This is a genomic window from Actinomycetospora sp. ABD4_176 (assembly GCF_056311855.1).
On record NZ_CM149974.1, the window covers coordinates 1,809,355 to 1,826,465 of the forward strand.

A 17,111-nucleotide genomic window follows, 5' to 3' on the forward strand; every position below is an offset into this window, starting at 1 on the left:
CGTGGGGGCCGGGTGGGCGTGGTCGGGCGGGATCGGGGCGTGCCGGCGCGCGCTCGTCCGGCGTGCCCGAGAGCCCCTGGGCCACGCTCGACCGGCGGCCGGGCCCGCGCCGCCTCCCGGTGCTGCTGCTCGGGCTCGTCGGGGTCGCGGCGCTGGTCGTCGGCGTCGCCCTGGGCGCGGGCACGCCCGTCGTGTCCCACGGCGGGCTGGTGTCGGTCGCCGACGACGAGGACTCGTCGGACGGAGCCGAGTCGGGGTCGGGCTCCGACGAGGGCTCGGGATCGGGGTCGGGGTCGAGCTCCGGTTCCGGCAGCGACTCGGGTTCCGGCGGCGACTCGGGCTCCGGCGGCGACTCGGACTCCGGCTCCGGCGGCAGCTCCGGCTCGGGTGGCGGCGCTCAGGACCAGGACGACGAGGGCGAGCAGGCCGGTGGCGGTGGCGGCGGTGGCGGTGGTGGCGGTGGTGGCGGCGGTGGCGGTGGTGGCGGCGCCGGTGCGGGAGCCGAGGGCGGCGAGGCGTTCCCCAACCGCGACCAGGCCGGGCGGGCGTCGGCGAACGAGTACATCTCGATCCAGCAGGCCGACCGGGGGGTCCGGGGCGAGGGCGGGGTGTTCTCCGGCGGGAGCTACTCGATCCGCTGCGCCATGAGCGCCCACCACAACTCGGACAACTTCATCATCGCCCCCGGCGTGCGCAACGGCGCCCAGCACACCCACGACTACGCGGGCAACGAGGGCACCAACTTCGCCAGCGAGGACGAGACGCTCGAGGAGTCGACCACCACCTGCACCAACGGCGACCGCTCCCCGATCTTCTGGCCGGTCCTGCGCGACCTGCGCGGGCAGGGCCCCGACGTCGGCGCCGACGGCGGCAGCCTCGACGGCAACGTCGGGTCCTTCATCGAGCCGTCCGCGGTCGACTTCACCTTCCACGGGCACGGCACGCGGCGCACCGAGCCGCTGCCCCTGAACATCGCGCTGGTGACGGGTTCGGCGAAGGCCGGCACCAACGGCGGCAAGGGCAGCAACGCCAAGTTCACCTGCACCGGGTCCGGCGGGCGGATGACCGACCTCTACCCGATGTGCCCGCAGGGCTCGACCCTGCAGCGGGTCTACGACTTCCCGAGCTGCTGGAACGGCCAGGACCTCGACTCCGAGGACCACAGCAGCCACATCGTCTACCCGGACGAGGACGGCGAGTGCGCCGAGGACCTCGTCCCGGTGCCCGCGCTGCGGATCACGGTGAACTACGAGGACCCGCCGCCGGGGCGCCAGTTCGCGATCGACAGCTTCCCCGAGCAGCAGCACGACCCGATCACCGACCACGCGCTGCTCGAGTACCTGTCCTCCGAGCGCCGCGCCCAGGAGGGCGCCGCGTGCATCAACGCCGCGCGGCGGTGCGTGCAGGGGCCGGAGCAGGACGCGGCGGCCGCCGGGTCGACCGACGCCGCCGACCGGGTGCCGCGCTCGCAGACCTTCGCCCACGCCCTCGCGACCCACGCGCGCCACGGCGCGAAGCACCCGGCGGCCCGGGTCGTGCCGCCGGGACACGGCGCCCACGGGGGTCACGGCGCCCCTGGCGTGCGCGGTGCTCCGGTCACTCCGGAGATCGCCGGCGTCCCCGGCCTCGCCGCACCTCGCCACGGCCACACCGGGCCCGGCGGTCGCGCGGGCGCAGCGGGTGGCGCGGTCCCCGGGGCGGCGATGGGTGCGGCCCCGGCCGCGATGGCCGACCCCGAGGCGGCGAGCGGATCCTCCAGCGCCCTCGGCCCGGCGGCGGCGCTCGGGCGCCTGCCCGGCTTCGCGCCGCTCCCGGGACTCGCCGCCCCGCTCGGGTCACACCCCGGCGCCGGGCACGGCACCTGACACCGCAGCTCCGGGGCGCCGGCCGACTAGCCCTCGGTGCCCGTGCGCGGGGGTTCGTGATCGGCGGAGTCCTGCCGCGGCTGGCGCGGGCGCTCGCTGTGCCCGACGTAGGGGCTGCGGCCCTCGAGCACCTCGGCGGCCTCGATGATCCGCGCCTCGGGGACCTCGCCGAGCTGGGTCGACTCGCGCTTGTAGCGGTTGGGCTTCTCCGCCTTCTTCGCCGGCCGGTCGTTGGCGATGAGCACCGCGACCCACGGCAGCGGCACCGACAGCACGATGAACGCCACCGCCACCCAGGGCAGCTGGAGCCCGATGCCGAAGATCCCGGCCAGCACGAGGCACGGGATGCGGAAGGCCATGATCAGCGAATAGCGCTTCTTCCGGGCCGCGAACTCCTCGTCGTAGGAGACCGCGGCCTGGGTGATCAGGATGGGCCCGTCGTCGTCGTGACGTCGGTTCACGCTCGTCGCCTCCTCGGCACCGGCCGTTACCGTCGGGTGCCCTCACACACCACACTGAACCCTGGACGGGTCGCGCGCCACCGGAACACGACCGACGGACCGGACGCGGGCCGATCAGGACACGGTCAGGAGGCCGGCGCGGCCTTCGCGGCCTTGGCCGCCTTCTTCTGGGCCTGCTTGAAGTCGCGCACCTCGCCGAGCGTCACCGGGTCGACGACGTCGGCGATCGAGCGGCGCGACCCCTCGTCGCCGTACGACCCCGCGGCCTCCCGCCAGCCCTCGGGCCGCACCCCGCACTGCTTGCCGAGCAGCGCGGTGAAGATCTGCGCCTTCTGCTTGCCGAAGCCGGGCAGGGACTGCAGGTTCGCCAGCACCTCGCGCCCCGACGCCGCGTCGACCCAGAGCCGCTCGGCCTCGCCGCCCCAGTCGGCCACGAGCTGGCGGCACAGCGCCTGCACCCGCTCGGCCATCGACCGCGGGTAGCGGTGCAGCGCGGGCGGGCCGGTGAAGGCCGCGACGAGCGCCTCGGTGTCGTACTCGGCGATGCCGGCGGCGGTGAGCGGACCGCCGAGGCGCTCGGTGAGCAGCGCCGGCGAGGCGAACGCCCGCTCCATCGGGAACTGCTGGTCGAGCAGCATCCCGATGAGCAGCGCCAGCGGGTTGGCACTCAGGACCGCGTCGGCGTCGGCGTCCTGGGCGAGGGTCAGGTCGGGCACGGGGTCAGCCTCGCAGATCCTTCTCCAGCACGGCGAACACGAAGTCGTCGCCGCGGGGCTCGCCGACGCCCTCGGCGCCGTACGGGAACGGCCGCGTCTCGCCGGTGCGCGCGTAGCCGCGCCGCTCGTACCAGGCGATGAGCTCGGTGCGCCGGTCGATCACGCACATCTCCATGGTCGACGCGCCGCGCTCGCGGGCGTTCTCCTCCGCGGCGGAGAGCAGCGTCGACCCGACGCCGCCGGCCTGCACGTCCGGGCGCACCGCGAACAGGCCGAACGACGCGGTGGCCGCGCCCTCGGCGAGGGTGACGGCCGCGCAGCCGACGAGGTCGCCGGCGACGAGCACCGTGATCGTCGGGTCGGCGACGTCGGCGGCGAGCAGGTCGCGGGTGGTGCGCGGGCCGTCGATGAGGTCGGCCTCCGACGTCCAGCCCTGGCGTCCCGACGGTCCGCGGTAGGCGCTGTGGACGAGGGCCAGCAGGGAGTCCACGTCGGCGGCGCCGGCGACGCGGACGGTGAGAGAGGCGGTCACGGAGCCCCAGTCTGCCCGTCAGCGGGTGAGCTGTCCCGGCCCGCGGTGGGTGGCGGCCGGGGTGCGCGGGACGACGGGCACGCCGCGCGCCCAGAGCCGGACGCCGCGGCGCCGGATCGCCGCGGCGACGCGCAGGGTGACCGCGGGGTGGCGGAGGACGGCGGCGAGCACGGCCCGCGGGGTGGCGGCGCAGCGTCGTCCGCGCAGCGTCGCGACGAAGGCGGTGGCGCCCTCGCGGCGCAGGACGACGGTCGCGGCGAGCGTGGCGCCGGGCTCGGGCACGCGCATCCGGTACTCGCCGTCGACCGGGAAGAAGGGCGAGACGTAGAAGTCCTTGTCGACCCGTGCGAGGCCGGCCTCGGGGTCGTCGGAGACGTCGAGCAGGTAGTGGTGCCGCCCGCCGTAGGTGTTGTGGACCTCGGCGACGACCGCGACCAGCGTCCCGGCCTCGTCGCGGCACCAGTACAGGGTGATCGGGTTGAACACGTGCCCGAGCACGCGGGCGTGGGCGAGCATCAGCACCCGCGCCGGGCGCGCGATCCCCCGCGCGGCGAGGAACGCGTCGAGGTTCTCGCGGATCGAGCACCGCGGGTCGCCGAGGTGGTCGGCGCCGCGGAACCGTGCGAACGGGCGCAGCGGCGCGGGCAGGCGGGGCAGGTCGTCGAGGTCGACGAGCCACAGGTAGAGGCGGTGGGTGAACGCGTCGTCGAGGCGCTCGAGCCGGCGGTGATCGACCTCGGCCTCGTAGATCGCCGGCGCGACGGAGCGGAGATGCGGACGCTGGACGTCCGCGGAGCCACTCCGCTGACGTCTCACCACGTCACGCCGAGCGACGCCGCCGCGCGCGCCCCCGACGCGCAGCCGTCCTCGTGGAAGCCCCAGCCGTGGTAGGCGCCGGCGAAGGCGAGGCGGTGGTCGTCCAGCGCCGGCAGTCGGCGTTGCGCCGCCACCGACGCCGGGGTGTAGGCCGGGTGCTCGTAGACCATCCGCGCGAGCACGGTGTCCGGGTCCACGCGGTCGGTCGCGTTGAGGGTGACGATGTGTGTGTCGGGCCCGGGAAGATCCATCAGCCGCGTCATGTCGTAGCTGACCAGCACCCGGGACTCCCCCGGCACCCGCAGCAGGTTCCACGACGCGCGGGCGCCGGCGGCCCGCGGGAGCACCGAGGTGTCGGTGTGCAGCCAGGTCTCGTTGCGCGAGTACCGGAACGCCCCGAGCACCTCCGCCTCGTCCGGCGTCGGCGCGACGAGCAGCCGCAGCGCGTCCGGGGCGTGCACGGCGACGACGGCGCGGTCGAAGCGGTGCTCGACGTCGGCGTCGTCGCGCAGGAGCACCCCGTCGTCGGTGCGGGCGAGCGCGCGCACCGGCGTCGACACCTCCACGGCCGCGAGCCCCTTGGCCGCGCGCTCGACGTAGGACCGCGAGCCGCCGACGACGGTGCGCCACCGGTGCGAGCCGCCCACCGAGAGCATCCCGTGGTGGGCGAGGAAGGCGAACAGGTAGCGCGCCGGGTACTGCCGCGAGAGCTCCGGGCCCGACGACCAGACCGCCGACACCACCGGGACCGCGAACATCTCCACGAAGAAGCGCGAGTAGCCGCCGGCGTCGAGGAACTCGCCGAACGTCACGTCCTCGGCCAGCGGCGACGTCCCGTCGACCACGGCCCGCGCGGCGCGGTGGAAGCGCAGCACCTCGCCGAGCATCCGCAGGTAGCGGGGCCGGGTGAGGTTGCGCGGCTGGGCGAACAGGCCACGCGGGCCGCGGGCGCCGGCGTACTCGAGGCCGCTCGCCTCGTCCCGCACGCTCATGCTCATCTCGGAGTCCTGCGTCGCGACCCCGAGCTCGGCGAACAGCCGCAGCAGGTGGGGGTAGGTGACGTCGTTGTGGACGATGAAGCCGGTGTCCACGGCGAGCGCGCCGACGTCGTGGGTGTGCGCGTGGCCGCCGAGACGGTCCTCGGCCTCGAACAGCGTCACCTCATAGCGCCGCGCCAGCAGGTACGCCGCCGTCAGCCCCGCCACGCCCGCCCCGACGACCGCCACCCGCTCGCGCACGCCACCACTCCCCTACGGATCGTCGAGGGGGACCGCCAGTCCGTCGGGGTCCCCGGCCGCCATGGCCTTCGCGACGGGCTCGGGGAACGGTTCGAGTCCGAGGGCGCCGAGGGCGAAGCGTGTGACGAGGCCGTGCCACGCGGCCGCGCGGCGCAGCATCGCGTGGCCGTCCCCGAGGACCTCGAACCGCGCCACCTGGTCCGAGACCGTCGCGACCCGTCCGGCGAACCACCGCGACGCCCGCGGACTGGTCATCCGCTCGCGGTCGCCGTGGGCGATGAGCACGGTCTGCCCGCCGAGGTGCTCCCACGGCTCGCCCCGCTCGATCCACGGCGCGAGCCCGGCCACCCCGACGACGGCGTCGTCGCCGCCGACGCGCAGCGCCGCCCGGCCGCCCATCGAGTGCCCGACGAGCACGACGGGCACGTCGCCGTGGCGCGCCCGCAGGTCGCGCAGGGCCCACCGGGCGTCCTGCACGGGGTCGAGGTCGGGGGCGTTCCAGCCGCGGTAGCGGTAGCGCAGGAGCCCGACGTCGACGCCGCGGCGGGCGCCGGCAGCGGCCAGGCTGCGGGCGAACGGCACCATCCGCAGGTAGGGCAGCCGCAGCCCGTCGGCGGCGTCGTGTCCCTCGGGCCGGCCGCCGTGCATCACGAGGACCGCGCCCGTCACGGGCCGCCGGGTGGCGGGGCGGACACGGTCGAGGCGCGGCAGGGTCACGACCCCATCCTGCGGCCGCGGGCCCGTCCCGGCGCGCGAGCACCGCCCCCTCACGGCGTGGGCCGTCACCGCCCGTCGAACCGCTGACGGCCCGGCCGCGAACGCGCTCGCGGCCGACCCGCCCCTCGGAAGGACACCGATGAAGACCGGAGACCTCGCTCCCGACTTCGAGCTGGCCGACGACACCGGCACCCGCCGGACGCTCTCGGAGCTCCTGGCCGACGGCCCGGTGGTGCTGTTCTTCTACCCGCTCGCCTCCTCGGGCGGCTGCACGCAGGAGAGCTGCCACTTCCGCGACCTCGCCGGGGATTTCGCGGCGGTCGGCGCCCGGCGTGTCGGCATCAGCGCCGACCCGGTCGAGAAGCAGCACGCGTTCTCCGCGGCGAACGGGTTCGACTACCCGTTGCTGTCCGACCCGGAGGGCGAGGTGGCGAAGCAGTTCGACGCGAAGCGGTCGTGGCTGCCGATGCTGCCGATCAAGCGCAGGACGTTCGTCATCGACACCGACCGCACCGTCCTCGGTGTCATCAACGGCGAGATGAAGTTCGACCAGCACGCCGACGACGCGCTCGCGCTGCTGCGGTCGCGTCAGGGCGCCTGACGGCCGTCAGGTGGCGCGTGCCGCGCGGGTGCCCGGGGGGAGCGGCAGGAAGCCGGAGGTGCGCCGCACGTACTCGGCGTACCCCGGCCGCCCCGACATCGAGCGCTCCGTGAGCTCCTTGCCCGTCACCGACACGAGCAGGTAGGTCATCAACGCCGGCCCGACCGCGGTGACCAGCGCGAGCGGGTGACCGGCGGCGACCACGAAGACGCCCCACCAGACGCAGGCGTCGCCGAAGTAGTTCGGGTGGCGGGTGTAGCGCCAGAGCCCGGTGTCGAGGATGCGACCCCGGTTCGCCGGGTCGGCCTTGAACGCCGCGAGCTGGGCGTCGCCGACCGTCTCGAAGACGAACCCGACCAGCCACACGACGATGCCGGCGATCACCACCGGCAGCACGGTCGCGGGCCGCAGCATCGCCGCGAGCACGGGCAGCGCGACGACGACCATGACGGCCGCCTGCGGCACGTAGACCCGCCGCAGCACCGTGGCCGTCACCGCGCCGGGTGGGTGGTCGTCGCCGAGCATCGCGGTGTAGCGCGGGTCCTCGCCCTTCCCGCGGTTGCGTCGCCCGATGTGGACCGCGAGACGCAGCCCCCAGATCGCGACGAGGGCGAGCACGACCACCCGCACCAGCAGGTCGCCCGTGCCGAGGACGCCGGAGAGCACGAAGGACACCGCGGCGACGGCGACGAAGCCGAGCCCCCACGTGACGTCGACGACGCTGTGGCGCCCGGTCGCCCGGGCCACCACCAGCGTCAGGCCGAACGCCACGACGACCGCGACCACCGCGCCGGTCAGCAGGACGCCGGCGGCGATCACGGGGCCTCCGCCACGCTGCGGGTGGTCACCGTCCAGTCGTCGCGGGTGGCCGGCATCCCGCTCGTGCCGCGCTTCGTGGGCCGCACGAGGAGGAGCTGGTCGACGCCCATGCGGTTCTCCTCGAACGCCAGCGCGCCGCCCGCGAGGTAGAGCCGCCACATCCGCGCACCGCGCTCCCCGACCAGCGCGACGGCCTCGTCGAAGCGCTCCTCCAGCGTGGCGAGCCAGGCACGGATCGTCGGCACGTAGTGCTCGCGCATGACGTGGACGTCGCGGACCTCGAGCCCCGCGCGCTGGAGGAAGGTCAGCGTGTCGCCGACCGGGCGCATGACCATGTCCGGGGTCACGTAGGTCTCGATGAACGCGCCGCCCCCCGGCGCGTCGGCGCCCCGCGACATCTGCTGCACCAGCGCCCGTCCGCCGGGGCGCAGCGCGCCGTGCAGCGTCGCGGCGAAGGTCGGGTAGTGCTCGTCGCCGACGTGCTCGCCCATCTCGATCGCGCTGACGGCGTCGAACGGGCCGTCGGCGGCGGTGATCCGCGCGGCGACGTCGCGGTAGTCGAGCAGGTCGACCTGCACCTGCCCGGCGAGGCCCTCGGCGCGGATGCGGGCGTTGACGTGGTCGCGCTGCTCGCGCGAGATCGTCACCGCGCGCACCTGCGCGCCGTGCTCGCGCGCGGCGTGGACCGCGAGCGAGCCCCAGCCGCAGCCGATGTCGAGCAGCCGCCGGCCCGGGCCGAGGTCGAGCTTGCGGCAGATCAGCTCGAGCTTGTCGTGCTGGGCCTGCGCGAGGGTGCTCCCCGGTGAGGTCCAGTAGCCCGACGAGTAGGCCATCGAGTCGTCGAGCAGCAGGGCGTAGAAGTCGTTGCCGGCGTCGTAGTGGTGGGCGATGACGTCGCGGTCGCGCCGGCGGCTGTGCAGGCGGCCGCGGATGCGGATCGCCTCGGGCGGCGGCGGCGGCTTCGGGCCGAGGAGCCCCATCCGGGCGGCCGCGAGCCCCAGCCCGGGCAGTTCGCGGACCTGCGGGCGGCGCGGGGCGATCGTCCCCGCGCGCACCAGCGCCCACATCGTCGACAGCCCGGCGGCGAGGTCGCCGTCGACGTCGAGGTCACCGGAGACGTAGGCGTGCGCCAGCCCCATCTCGCCCGGCTCCCACAGCAGGCGGCGCAGCGCGCGGCGCGAGCGCAGCACGACCGTCGGCACGCCCGGGCCCGGTCCGGCCCCGGCCTCGCTGCCGTCCCAGGCCCGGATCCGCACCGGTACCGGCCCGTCGAGGAACGCCCCGACCGCACCGACCACCCGCTGTGCTGCCCCTGCACCCACCCTGATCTCCCTCCGCCGTGTCGAACCGTGATCGGACGAGGCGGGCGGACGGTTCGGGCGCTGGCAGAGGGTGCACGACGACCTCGCGAACGGGCGCATCCCGGCGCGTCGTTCGGGCGGTCCGGATACGGAACGTGCTGAGATTCACACCATGGTGGGGGTGGACCTGGGGGTCAACGACGTCCCGATCGTGGGGGAACCGGTCGCGTACGGGACGGGGTTCATCGCGCTGCTGCTGGTCCTGCTGTCGCGATACATCAGCAACTATCCGATCACGTTGGCGCATGAGGGCGGGCACATGCTCGCGAACCTCGCGTTGTTGCTCGGCAATGACGGCTGGAAGTTGAACGACGACGCCTCCGCCGTGACGAAGGCGAAGAACGGCGGGATCTGGCTCGTCCAGATCATCACCGCGCTGGTGGGCTACGCGGCACCGCCGCTGTTGGGCCTTGGTGCAGCAGCGTTGATCGCCGCGGGCAATCCCTGGGCCGTCCTGCTGGCCACGATCGTCCTGAGCCTGCTGGCGCTAGCGCTCTCCCGCAACGGCCTGGCGTTCCTCATCCCGGCATTGATTGTCATCGGTCTCACCTGGCTACTGATCGCAGGATCGAGCGCTCTGCAAGCTGCGATTGCGGTCGGCATCGCGTGGTTCCTGCTCATCGGTGGCCTCCTCGACGCGATTCGCCTGCTCCAGGGGAAGTCCGGAGACGGCACGGCGTTGGCAGAACTGACCCTGCTCCCGAACGCCATCTGGAACCTCGTCTGGGTCTTCGTCGCCGTCGTCGCCCTCATCGTCGGCGCCCAGCTGCTCCTGCGTCCCGGGTACATGCCCGGCTAGGGGCATTCATGCATGCACGCCCCGGCGCGGCCCGACATGATCCGGGGCATGGCGCGGCAGGACCGACTCCGGCGGATCTCCCAGGCCCACGACCGTCGGCGGCCGGGGCGGGCGATCCGGCTCTGGCGCAAGCTCGCGATCTGGGCGCTCTACCCCCGCACCGACCGGGGCTTCTGGTACGGCTTCGCGATCGACCTGTTGTGGCCGGTGCTCATGGCCGTCGCGCGCTGGGACTTCCGCGGCGGCGAGCGGATGCCGACGTCGGGCGGGGCGCTGCTCGCGGTCAACCACCTCTCGCACGTCGACCCGATCGTCCTCGTGTCGTACGTGGTCTCCCAGGGACGGGTGCCGCGGTTCCTCGCGATGCAGGAGCTGTGGTCCCGGACGGTGGTCGGCGCGCCGCTGCGCGGGGGAAGGCACATCCCGGTCGACCGGACGGCGTCGGGGATCGAGGCCTACCGCGCGGCGGTGGAGGCGGTGCGTCGCGGCGAGGTGGTCGTCGTCTATCCCGAGGGCGGGTTCGCGACCCACTCCGACGGCTGGCCCCGCGCGGCCCGCACCGGCATCGCGCGGATGGCCCTGGAGACCGGCGCGCCGGTGATCCCGGTGGCGCAGTGGGGCTCGAACCACCTGCTCGCCCCGTCGGCGTCGCGCCCCACGCTGTGGCCCCGGGCGACCCTGCGGGTGCTCGCCGGCCCGCCCGTCGCCCTCGACGACCTGCGCGAGGGACGCATCGGGCGTCGCTCGCTGCAGGAGGCCACCGAGCGGATCATGGGCCGGATCACCGAGCAGCTCGCCGTGCTGCGGCAGGAGGAGCCGCCGCCGACGCCCGAGGTGCAGGACGCCGACCCCGAACCTCGATCAACGGGGACTTCGGGCGCCTAGAAGCAGCGAGCAGCGCGTTCGCTGGAACACCCCAGCCCGCCCGGACAGAACGACGGCGCCCCCGCTGCCGCGTGGCAGCGGGGGCGCCGTCCGTGCTCTCGGGGCTCCCGATCCCCTGGTTAGCGCTGCATCTGCTTCTGCATCTCCTCCACGACGGTCGGGTCGACGAGCGTGGACGTGTCGCCCAGCTCCTCGCCCTCGGCCAGGTTCTTGAGGAGCCGCCGCATGATCTTGCCCGACCGGGTCTTGGGCATGTCCCGAGCGAAGATCACCGACGCCGGGCGGGCGAGCTTGCCGATCGACTGGGCGACCTGCTCGCGCAGGGCCTGCTCGAGCTCCTCGGTGCCCTCCTTGTCGCCCTTGAGCGATACGAAGGCGACGATCGCCTGCCCGGTGTCGTCGTCCTTGCGCGCGGCGACGGCGGCCTCGGCCACGTCGGCGTGCTCGACCAGGGCGCTCTCCACCTCGAAGGTCGAGAGACGGTGGCCGGACACGTTGACGACGTCGTCGATGCGGCCCATCAGCTGGATGTCGCCGTCGGCGTCGTACTTGGCGCCGTCACCGGCGAAGTACGCGTCGGAGTACTTCGACCAGTAGGTGTCCTTGAAGCGCTGGTCGTCGTTGTAGAGCGTGCGCATCATGCCCGGCCACGGCTGGGTGAGCACGAGGTTGCCGGTCTGCTCGACGTCGAGCTGGTTGCCCTCGTCGTCGCGGATCTCCGGCCGCACACCCGGGAACGGCTGCTGCGCCATGCCGGGCTTGAGGGTGGTGATGCCGGGCAGCGGCGTGATGAGGATGTGCCCGGTCTCGGTCTGCCACCAGGTGTCCATGATCGGCGCCTGGCCGCCGCCGACGTGGTTGCGGTACCACTCCCAGACGTCGGGGTTGATCGGCTCGCCGACACTGCCGAGCATCTTGATCGACGACAGGTCGTGGCCCTCGATGTGCTGCTCGCCCGCCTTCATGTGCGACTTGATCGCCGTGGGTGAGGTGTACAGGATCGTCACCCCGTACTTGTCGATGATCTTCCACCAGACGTCCTTGCCCGGGTAGCCGGGGACGCCCTCGAAGAGCACCGACGTGCAGGCGTTGGCCAGCGGGCCGTAGGTGATGTAGCTGTGCCCCGTGATCCACCCGATGTCGGCGGCGCACCAGTAGACCGAGTCGTCCTTGACGTCGAACACCAGGTTGTGGGTGGTCGCGACGCCCAGCAGGTAGCCGGCCGTGGTGTGCACGACGCCCTTGGGCTTGCCCGTCGACCCCGAGGTGTAGAGGAGGAACAGCAGGTCCTCGGAGTCCATCGGCTCGCACGGGCAGCTCTCGGGGTCGTCCGAGACGTTCGCGGTCAGGTCGTCGAGGTAGACGTCGCGGTCACCCATCGGGATGTCCGCGCCGCTGCGCTTGACGACGACGACCTTCTCGACCGTGGTGGGGCCGGCGTCGAGGCCCTCGTCGGCGTTGGTCTTCTGCGCGCCGGCCTTGCCGCCGCGCATCGCCTCGTCCTGGGTGATGAGGACCTTGCACTCGAGGTCGTTGCACCGCTCCGCCACGGCCTTGCCGCTGAAGCCGCCGAACACCACCGTGTGCGGCGCGCCGAGGCGGGCGCACGCGAGCATCGCGACGACGGCCTCGGGGATCATCTGCATGTAGATCCCGACGGGTACGCCCTTGCCGACGCCGAGCTCCTTGAGCCCGTTGGCCATCCTCACGACGTCGCGCTGGAGCTGGGAGAACGTGATGTCCCGCGCCTCGGGGGAATCGGGCCCCTCGTCGGGGACCACGTGCAGCGCGACCTTGTCACCCAGGCCGTTCTCGACGTGGCGGTCGACGCAGTTGTAGCAGGCGTTCAGCTTGCCGCCGACGAACCACTTCGCGTACGGCAGGTTCCAGTCGAGGACCTGGTCGTAGTCCTGGAACCAGCTCAGGCGCTGCTTGGCCTGCTCGTCCCAGAACGCCTGGAGGTCCTGCTCCAGCATCTCCGGCCGCACGTTCGCCGTCTTCGACAGCTCCGGGTCCGGCGGGTAGGTCTTTCCCTCGGTGGCCGTCTGCTCCGACATCCGTGTGTGCCCTCCCGGTCGTCGTCCGCACCGCGGGCGCCCGAGGGCGTCCCGGTGCCTGGCGGTGTGCGCAGCGTCACGCACGACCCGTGCCGAGGCAACGGTGCGTTCGGAGGGCCGCGGACAGGGTCGCGAAGATCGACTGCAGCTGCAGTGTGACGATCTACGCGTGTCACGACCGGACCACCCCGACACGCACCGCGCCTCCGCGGCGGGTGCTGTCGTTCCTGATGCCCGAATGTGGCGTGGCTTACTCCCGTCCTTCGCACGGACCGGATTCACCGTCGACGGCGTGGCCTCGCTCCTCGGCCCGGCGGCCCGTGCGGCGCTCGACCGGGGCGAGACCACACCGGCACGCCGCGCGGTCCGCGGGGCCGGGGACGCGGGCACGCTGGTGCGCCTGTTCCTGCTCGGCGATCCCGTCGCGCGTGCGGAGGCCGCGTCGGCGCTCGCGCCCGCCGACCTCGACGAGGCGATCGGGGCCGGGCTGCTGGTCGCGGCGGACGGGGAGGCGGGCGGGGAGGCCGACGGGCAGGTGCGTGCCGCGCTCGACCTGCGCCCGCACGGCGACGCCTCGATCCCCGACGCCGCGCCCTGGTGGGTGCTCTCCGACCTGGAGGTCGGGCCGACGACGCGCACGGCCGACCGCGAGCACGTCCTGGGCACCGGCGCGGCCTCGCTGTCGCTGGCGCGGGCGATGGTCCGCCGACCGGTGGACACGCTGCTCGACGTGGGGACCGGGTGCGGGGTGCAGGTCCTGCACGCCTCCGGGCACGCCGCGCGGCTCACGGGCACCGACGTCTCGGACCGGGCGCTCGCCATGGCCCGCGTGACGTGCGCGCTGTCCGGCATCGAGGTCGAGCTGCTCGCGGGGCCGTGGCTGGAGCCGGTCGCGGGGCGGCGCTTCGACCAGATCGTCACCAACCCGCCGTTCGTGCCCGGACCGCCGCAGGTCGACCACGTCTACCGCGACGCGGGCCTGGGCGGCGACGGGGCCTCGGCACTGCTCGTCGGGGTCCTGCCCGCCCACCTCACCGAGGGCGGGGTCGCGCAGCTGCTCGCGTCGTGGCTGATCACCTCCGACGACTGGACCGAGCGACCCCGCACCTGGCTCGCCGAGGCGGCCCGGTCGGCGGCACCCGGCGGGCTCGACGCGTGGGTCGTGCAGCGCGACGTCGCCGACCCCGCCCTGCACGTCGCCACGTGGCTGCGCGACGCCGGTGTCGATCCCGCCTCGCCGGAGGGGACGGCGCTCTCGGAGCGGTGGCTCGACTTCCTCGCCTCCGAGGGCGTGGTGGCGATCGGGTTCGGTTTCGTGACGCTGCGGCGCACCGCGCCCGACGTGCCGGGCACCGTGGTCTGCGAGGACCTGCGCCAGTCCCACGACGACCCCCTCGGCCCCGAGATCGAGGCGTGGCTCGACCGCACGGCCTGGCTCGCCGCGCGCCCGGGTGACGCGCTGCTCGACGCCCGCCTGCGCGTGCCCGACACCGTCGCCCTCGAGCGCGGCCTGGTGTCGACCGACGAGGGCTGGGACCCGGTCGCGGCGACCCTCGTGCGCCTGAACGGCCCGCAGTGGCGCCACGACGTCGACGAGCTCGGCGTCGCGCTCCTCGCCGGGTGCCGGGGGTACCTGCCGCTGCGGGATCTCGTCGACCTCCTCGCCGTCGCGCACGGCCGTGACCCCGGTGAGCTCGCCGCAGCCGCGCTGCCCGTCGTCCGCGACCTCGTGCACCACGGGATGCTGGTGCCGGCATGAGGGCACCGTGAGGGCCGCGACGTGAGGGCGGTGGTCAGCCGCGTGACCGAGGCGCGGGTGGTCGTGGACGAGGAGACCGTCGGGGCGCTGGACGGGCCGGGGCTCCTGGTGCTGCTCGGCGTGCACCGCGACGATGCCCCGGACGCGGCCGGCACCATGGCCCGCAAGCTGCACGAGCTGCGCCTGCTGCGCGACGAGCGCTCGTGCGCGGAGACGGGCGCGGGCCTGCTCGTCGTCAGCCAGTTCACGCTCTACGGGGACACGCGCAAGGGGCGCCGTCCGTCGTGGTCGGCGGCCGCGGCGCCCGACGGCGCGCGGGCGGCGGTCGACGCCGTCGTGGCGGCGCTACGTGCGCGCGGGGCGCCGGTGGCCACCGGGAAGTTCGGGGCCGACATGCGCGTTGTGTCGGTGAACGACGGGCCGTTCACGGTGATCGTGGAGACCTGACACCGGGGCGCCCGTCGTCGCAGTCGGAGATCCGAAAGACGTTGCCCCGCGGTGGCGCGCGCCATGCGTCGGGCACGCCACACCGGGCACCCCGCTGTTGTATCCCACGACGGGAACGAACGCCGTCCCCGACGCGTTCGAGCATGTGACGCGGCGCCACAGCACCTTCGCGCCGCGCAGGGAGGAAGCAATGACGGCGACACTCGCACCGCAGTCCGACTCCGATGCGGTTTTCCCCTCGGTGCCTGCCGAGAGCGACCTCGACGCCCAGGGCCCTGCGGCGGACCTCGTCCGCGTCTACCTCAACGGTATCGGAAAGACCGCGCTGCTGACGGCCGCCGACGAGGTGGAGCTGGCGAAGCGCATCGAGGCCGGCGTGTACGCAGCGCACCTGCTCGAGGGCTCCGACGACCTCGACGGTCAGCGTGCCGCCGACCTCCGGGCCGTGGCCCGTGACGGCCGTCGCGCGCGGGCGCACCTGCTCGAGGCCAACCTGCGCCTCGTGGTCTCGCTGGCCAAGCGGTACACCGGGCGCGGCATGCCGCTGCTCGACCTGATCCAGGAGGGCAACCTGGGTCTGATCCGGGCCGTGGAGAAGTTCGACTACGCCAAGGGCTTCAAGTTCTCGACCTACGCGACGTGGTGGATCCGCCAGGCCATCACCCGCGGCATGGCCGACCAGGCCCGCACCATCCGCCTGCCCGTCCACCTGGTCGAGCAGGTCAACAAGCTGGCCCGCATCAAGCGCGACCTGCACCAGACCCTCGGCCGCGAGGCCACCAACGAGGAGCTGGCGGAGGAGTCGGGCCTGGCCGTCGAGAAGGTCGCCGACCTGCTCGACCACAGCCGCGACCCGGTGAGCCTGGACATGCCGGTCGGCTCCGAGGAGGAGGCCCCGCTCGGGGACTTCATCGAGGACGCCGAGGCCACCGACGCCGAGTCCACGGTCATCTCCGGCCTGCTCCACGACGACATGCGCCGCGTCATCGCGACGCTGGACGAGCGCGAGCAGAACGTCATCCGGCTGCGCTACGGCCTCGACGACGGCCAGCCGCGCACGCTCGACCAGATCGGGCGCCAGTTCGGGCTCTCCCGCGAGCGGGTGCGCCAGATCGAGCGCGAGGTGATGGTCAAGCTGCGCGACGGTGACCGCGCGCGTCGCCTCAAGGCCTACGCGGCGAGCTGACGCCGGTCGATGGGCGTCGAGGTGCGTCGATGCGGGCACGGAGCGTCACCGGATCGGTCCGGTGACCTCCGCCCCATCGCCGCCTTGACGGTGACTCGCGGGTAACGGCAGTCTGAATCGCACGGGCCGCGTGTGACCCCACTCACGTGGAGCCATCGGTCCGGCCAACCACGAGACGGGCACGGCCCGTCGGCGACGGGAGACCGGGACGGTCGGGGGCCGGCCCGGTCTTCCGGCTTTTCTCGTGTGCGGGGCGTGTCAGCGAAGTGCCGTTGCTGACGTTGAGTGTCCGTATTCTTCCGTCGATCACTCAGGACACGGCGCCGGTCAGCACCATGGAGCGTTCCCCCAACGGCGCGTCGAGCGTCGCCTCCAGCGGCGGGTAGACCAGCTCTCGCGTGCAGGGTCCCGGTCCGGTGCTGAACTGCACGACGCGCAGGACCACGCGCCCGGCACCCTGCTCGACCACCTCGAGGCGTGCGTCCGTGCACCCGCCGGCGCGCCCGTAGACCCCGACGACACGGTCGTCGCGCGTCCACACCAGCGTCGGCAGGCCCGGCGGCAGCCCCGTGGCGTCGACCCGCTCCCCCGCCAGCGCGCTCGCGCCGGGCGGCGGGGTCGCGACCAGCGGATCCGGGACGGCGGGCGACGGCCGGTTCGAGGGTGGGGCGTCGGTCGGGATGGTCGATGACGGCGGCTGCGGCGCCGGCTCCGGCTGCTCCGGGGTTCCCGACGACCCGCAGCCCGCGGCCAGCAGGACGACGGCCGCGAGCAGGCCGAGACGGATGGGCGTCGGGATCGAGAGCGACATCGCGGGCATGGTCCGACCGACCGTAGGACCGCCGAGGGACG

Annotated in this window: 17 protein-coding genes; 7 read left to right on the forward strand and 10 right to left on the reverse strand. The window is 73.9% G+C overall.

From position 1 onward, the window contains the following. Window positions 1-62: 62 nt before the first annotated feature. Window positions 63-1,865 carry a DUF1996 domain-containing protein gene (locus ACYX4T_RS08880; RefSeq protein WP_476014176.1) on the forward strand — a complete coding sequence of 601 codons (1,803 nt, stop codon included), beginning with the start codon at window positions 63-65 and terminating at the stop codon, window positions 1,863-1,865. A 26-nt stretch (window positions 1,866-1,891) separates the two neighbouring features. Here the strand turns inward: ACYX4T_RS08880 and ACYX4T_RS08885 are convergent, their stop codons facing one another. The 6 genes from ACYX4T_RS08885 to ACYX4T_RS08910 all read right to left on the reverse strand — a co-directional run bounded on the left by ACYX4T_RS08885 (window position 1,892) and on the right by ACYX4T_RS08910 (window position 6,345). Then, complete coding sequence (locus tag ACYX4T_RS08885) at window positions 1,892-2,326, reverse strand: DUF3099 domain-containing protein (protein ID WP_476014177.1); 435 nt, start codon at window positions 2,324-2,326, stop codon at window positions 1,892-1,894. Between the two features lie 125 nt (window positions 2,327-2,451). Continuing rightward, window positions 2,452-3,042, reverse strand: a complete 591-nt coding sequence (locus ACYX4T_RS08890; RefSeq protein ID WP_476014178.1) for an HhH-GPD-type base excision DNA repair protein — start codon at window positions 3,040-3,042, stop codon at window positions 2,452-2,454. 4 nt (window positions 3,043-3,046) lie between these two features. Further along, on the reverse strand, window positions 3,047-3,574 hold the full coding sequence (locus tag ACYX4T_RS08895) for a GNAT family N-acetyltransferase (RefSeq protein ID WP_476014179.1): 528 nt from the start codon (window positions 3,572-3,574) through the stop codon (window positions 3,047-3,049). 18 nt (window positions 3,575-3,592) lie between these two features. Then, window positions 3,593-4,390 (reverse strand): DUF1365 domain-containing protein, encoded by a 798-nt coding sequence (locus ACYX4T_RS08900; protein ID WP_476014180.1) that lies wholly within the window; start codon window positions 4,388-4,390, stop codon window positions 3,593-3,595. Continuing rightward, window positions 4,387-5,628 (reverse strand): NAD(P)/FAD-dependent oxidoreductase, encoded by a 1,242-nt coding sequence (locus tag ACYX4T_RS08905; protein WP_476014181.1) that lies wholly within the window; start codon window positions 5,626-5,628, stop codon window positions 4,387-4,389. Before ACYX4T_RS08905 ends, ACYX4T_RS08900 begins: the two co-directional genes overlap by 4 nt. 12 nt (window positions 5,629-5,640) lie before the next feature. Next, window positions 5,641-6,345, reverse strand: a complete 705-nt coding sequence (locus tag ACYX4T_RS08910; protein WP_476014182.1) for an alpha/beta hydrolase — start codon at window positions 6,343-6,345, stop codon at window positions 5,641-5,643. A 139-nt stretch (window positions 6,346-6,484) separates the two neighbouring features. Here ACYX4T_RS08910 and ACYX4T_RS08915 point away from each other — a divergent pair, with 139 nt between their 5' ends. Next, window positions 6,485-6,946 (forward strand): peroxiredoxin, encoded by a 462-nt coding sequence (locus ACYX4T_RS08915; RefSeq protein WP_476014183.1) that lies wholly within the window; start codon window positions 6,485-6,487, stop codon window positions 6,944-6,946. A gap of 6 nt (window positions 6,947-6,952) precedes the next feature. Here ACYX4T_RS08915 and ACYX4T_RS08920 read toward each other — a convergent pair whose 3' ends face one another. Together ACYX4T_RS08920 and ACYX4T_RS08925 are read right to left on the reverse strand one after the other, a co-directional pair. Continuing rightward, window positions 6,953-7,765: a DUF1295 domain-containing protein gene (locus ACYX4T_RS08920; protein ID WP_476014184.1), complete on the reverse strand. Its 813-nt coding sequence runs from the start codon at window positions 7,763-7,765 to the stop codon at window positions 6,953-6,955. Continuing rightward, window positions 7,762-9,087 (reverse strand): class I SAM-dependent methyltransferase, encoded by a 1,326-nt coding sequence (locus ACYX4T_RS08925; protein ID WP_476014185.1) that lies wholly within the window; start codon window positions 9,085-9,087, stop codon window positions 7,762-7,764. Before ACYX4T_RS08925 ends, ACYX4T_RS08920 begins: the two co-directional genes overlap by 4 nt. Window positions 9,088-9,157: 70 nt before the next feature. On the opposite strand from ACYX4T_RS08925, the gene ACYX4T_RS08930 reads away from it, so the two are divergent. Both ACYX4T_RS08930 and ACYX4T_RS08935 read left to right on the forward strand, forming a co-directional pair. Then, window positions 9,158-9,925, forward strand: coding sequence for a M50 family metallopeptidase (locus ACYX4T_RS08930; RefSeq protein WP_476014186.1), 768 nt, complete (start codon window positions 9,158-9,160; stop codon window positions 9,923-9,925). Window positions 9,926-9,973: 48 nt separating this feature from the next. After that, window positions 9,974-10,810: a lysophospholipid acyltransferase family protein gene (locus ACYX4T_RS08935; protein ID WP_476014187.1), complete on the forward strand. Its 837-nt coding sequence runs from the start codon at window positions 9,974-9,976 to the stop codon at window positions 10,808-10,810. 119 nt (window positions 10,811-10,929) lie between these two features. Here the strand turns inward: ACYX4T_RS08935 and acs are convergent, their stop codons facing one another. After that, on the reverse strand, window positions 10,930-12,867 hold the full coding sequence (gene acs / locus ACYX4T_RS08940; RefSeq protein ID WP_476014188.1) for an acetate--CoA ligase: 1,938 nt from the start codon (window positions 12,865-12,867) through the stop codon (window positions 10,930-10,932). A gap of 238 nt (window positions 12,868-13,105) precedes the next feature. Between acs and ACYX4T_RS08945 the strand changes: the two genes are divergently transcribed. The 3 genes from ACYX4T_RS08945 (at window position 13,106) to ACYX4T_RS08955 (ending at window position 16,259) form a co-directional block, all read left to right on the forward strand. Further along, complete coding sequence (locus ACYX4T_RS08945) at window positions 13,106-14,626, forward strand: DUF7782 domain-containing protein (RefSeq protein WP_476014189.1); 1,521 nt, start codon at window positions 13,106-13,108, stop codon at window positions 14,624-14,626. Between the two features lie 21 nt (window positions 14,627-14,647). Beyond that, a complete protein-coding gene (gene dtd, locus ACYX4T_RS08950; protein WP_476014190.1) occupies window positions 14,648-15,073 on the forward strand; it encodes a D-aminoacyl-tRNA deacylase in 426 nt (141 codons plus the stop codon). Between the two features lie 190 nt (window positions 15,074-15,263). Further along, the gene (locus ACYX4T_RS08955; RefSeq protein ID WP_476014191.1) at window positions 15,264-16,259 is read left to right on the forward strand and encodes a sigma-70 family RNA polymerase sigma factor; all 996 of its coding nucleotides are present in this window, start codon (window positions 15,264-15,266) and stop codon (window positions 16,257-16,259) included. 310 nt (window positions 16,260-16,569) lie between these two features. Here the strand turns inward: ACYX4T_RS08955 and ACYX4T_RS08960 are convergent, their stop codons facing one another. Continuing rightward, window positions 16,570-17,079: a hypothetical protein gene (locus tag ACYX4T_RS08960; RefSeq protein ID WP_476014192.1), complete on the reverse strand. Its 510-nt coding sequence runs from the start codon at window positions 17,077-17,079 to the stop codon at window positions 16,570-16,572. Window positions 17,080-17,111 lie beyond the last annotated feature (32 nt).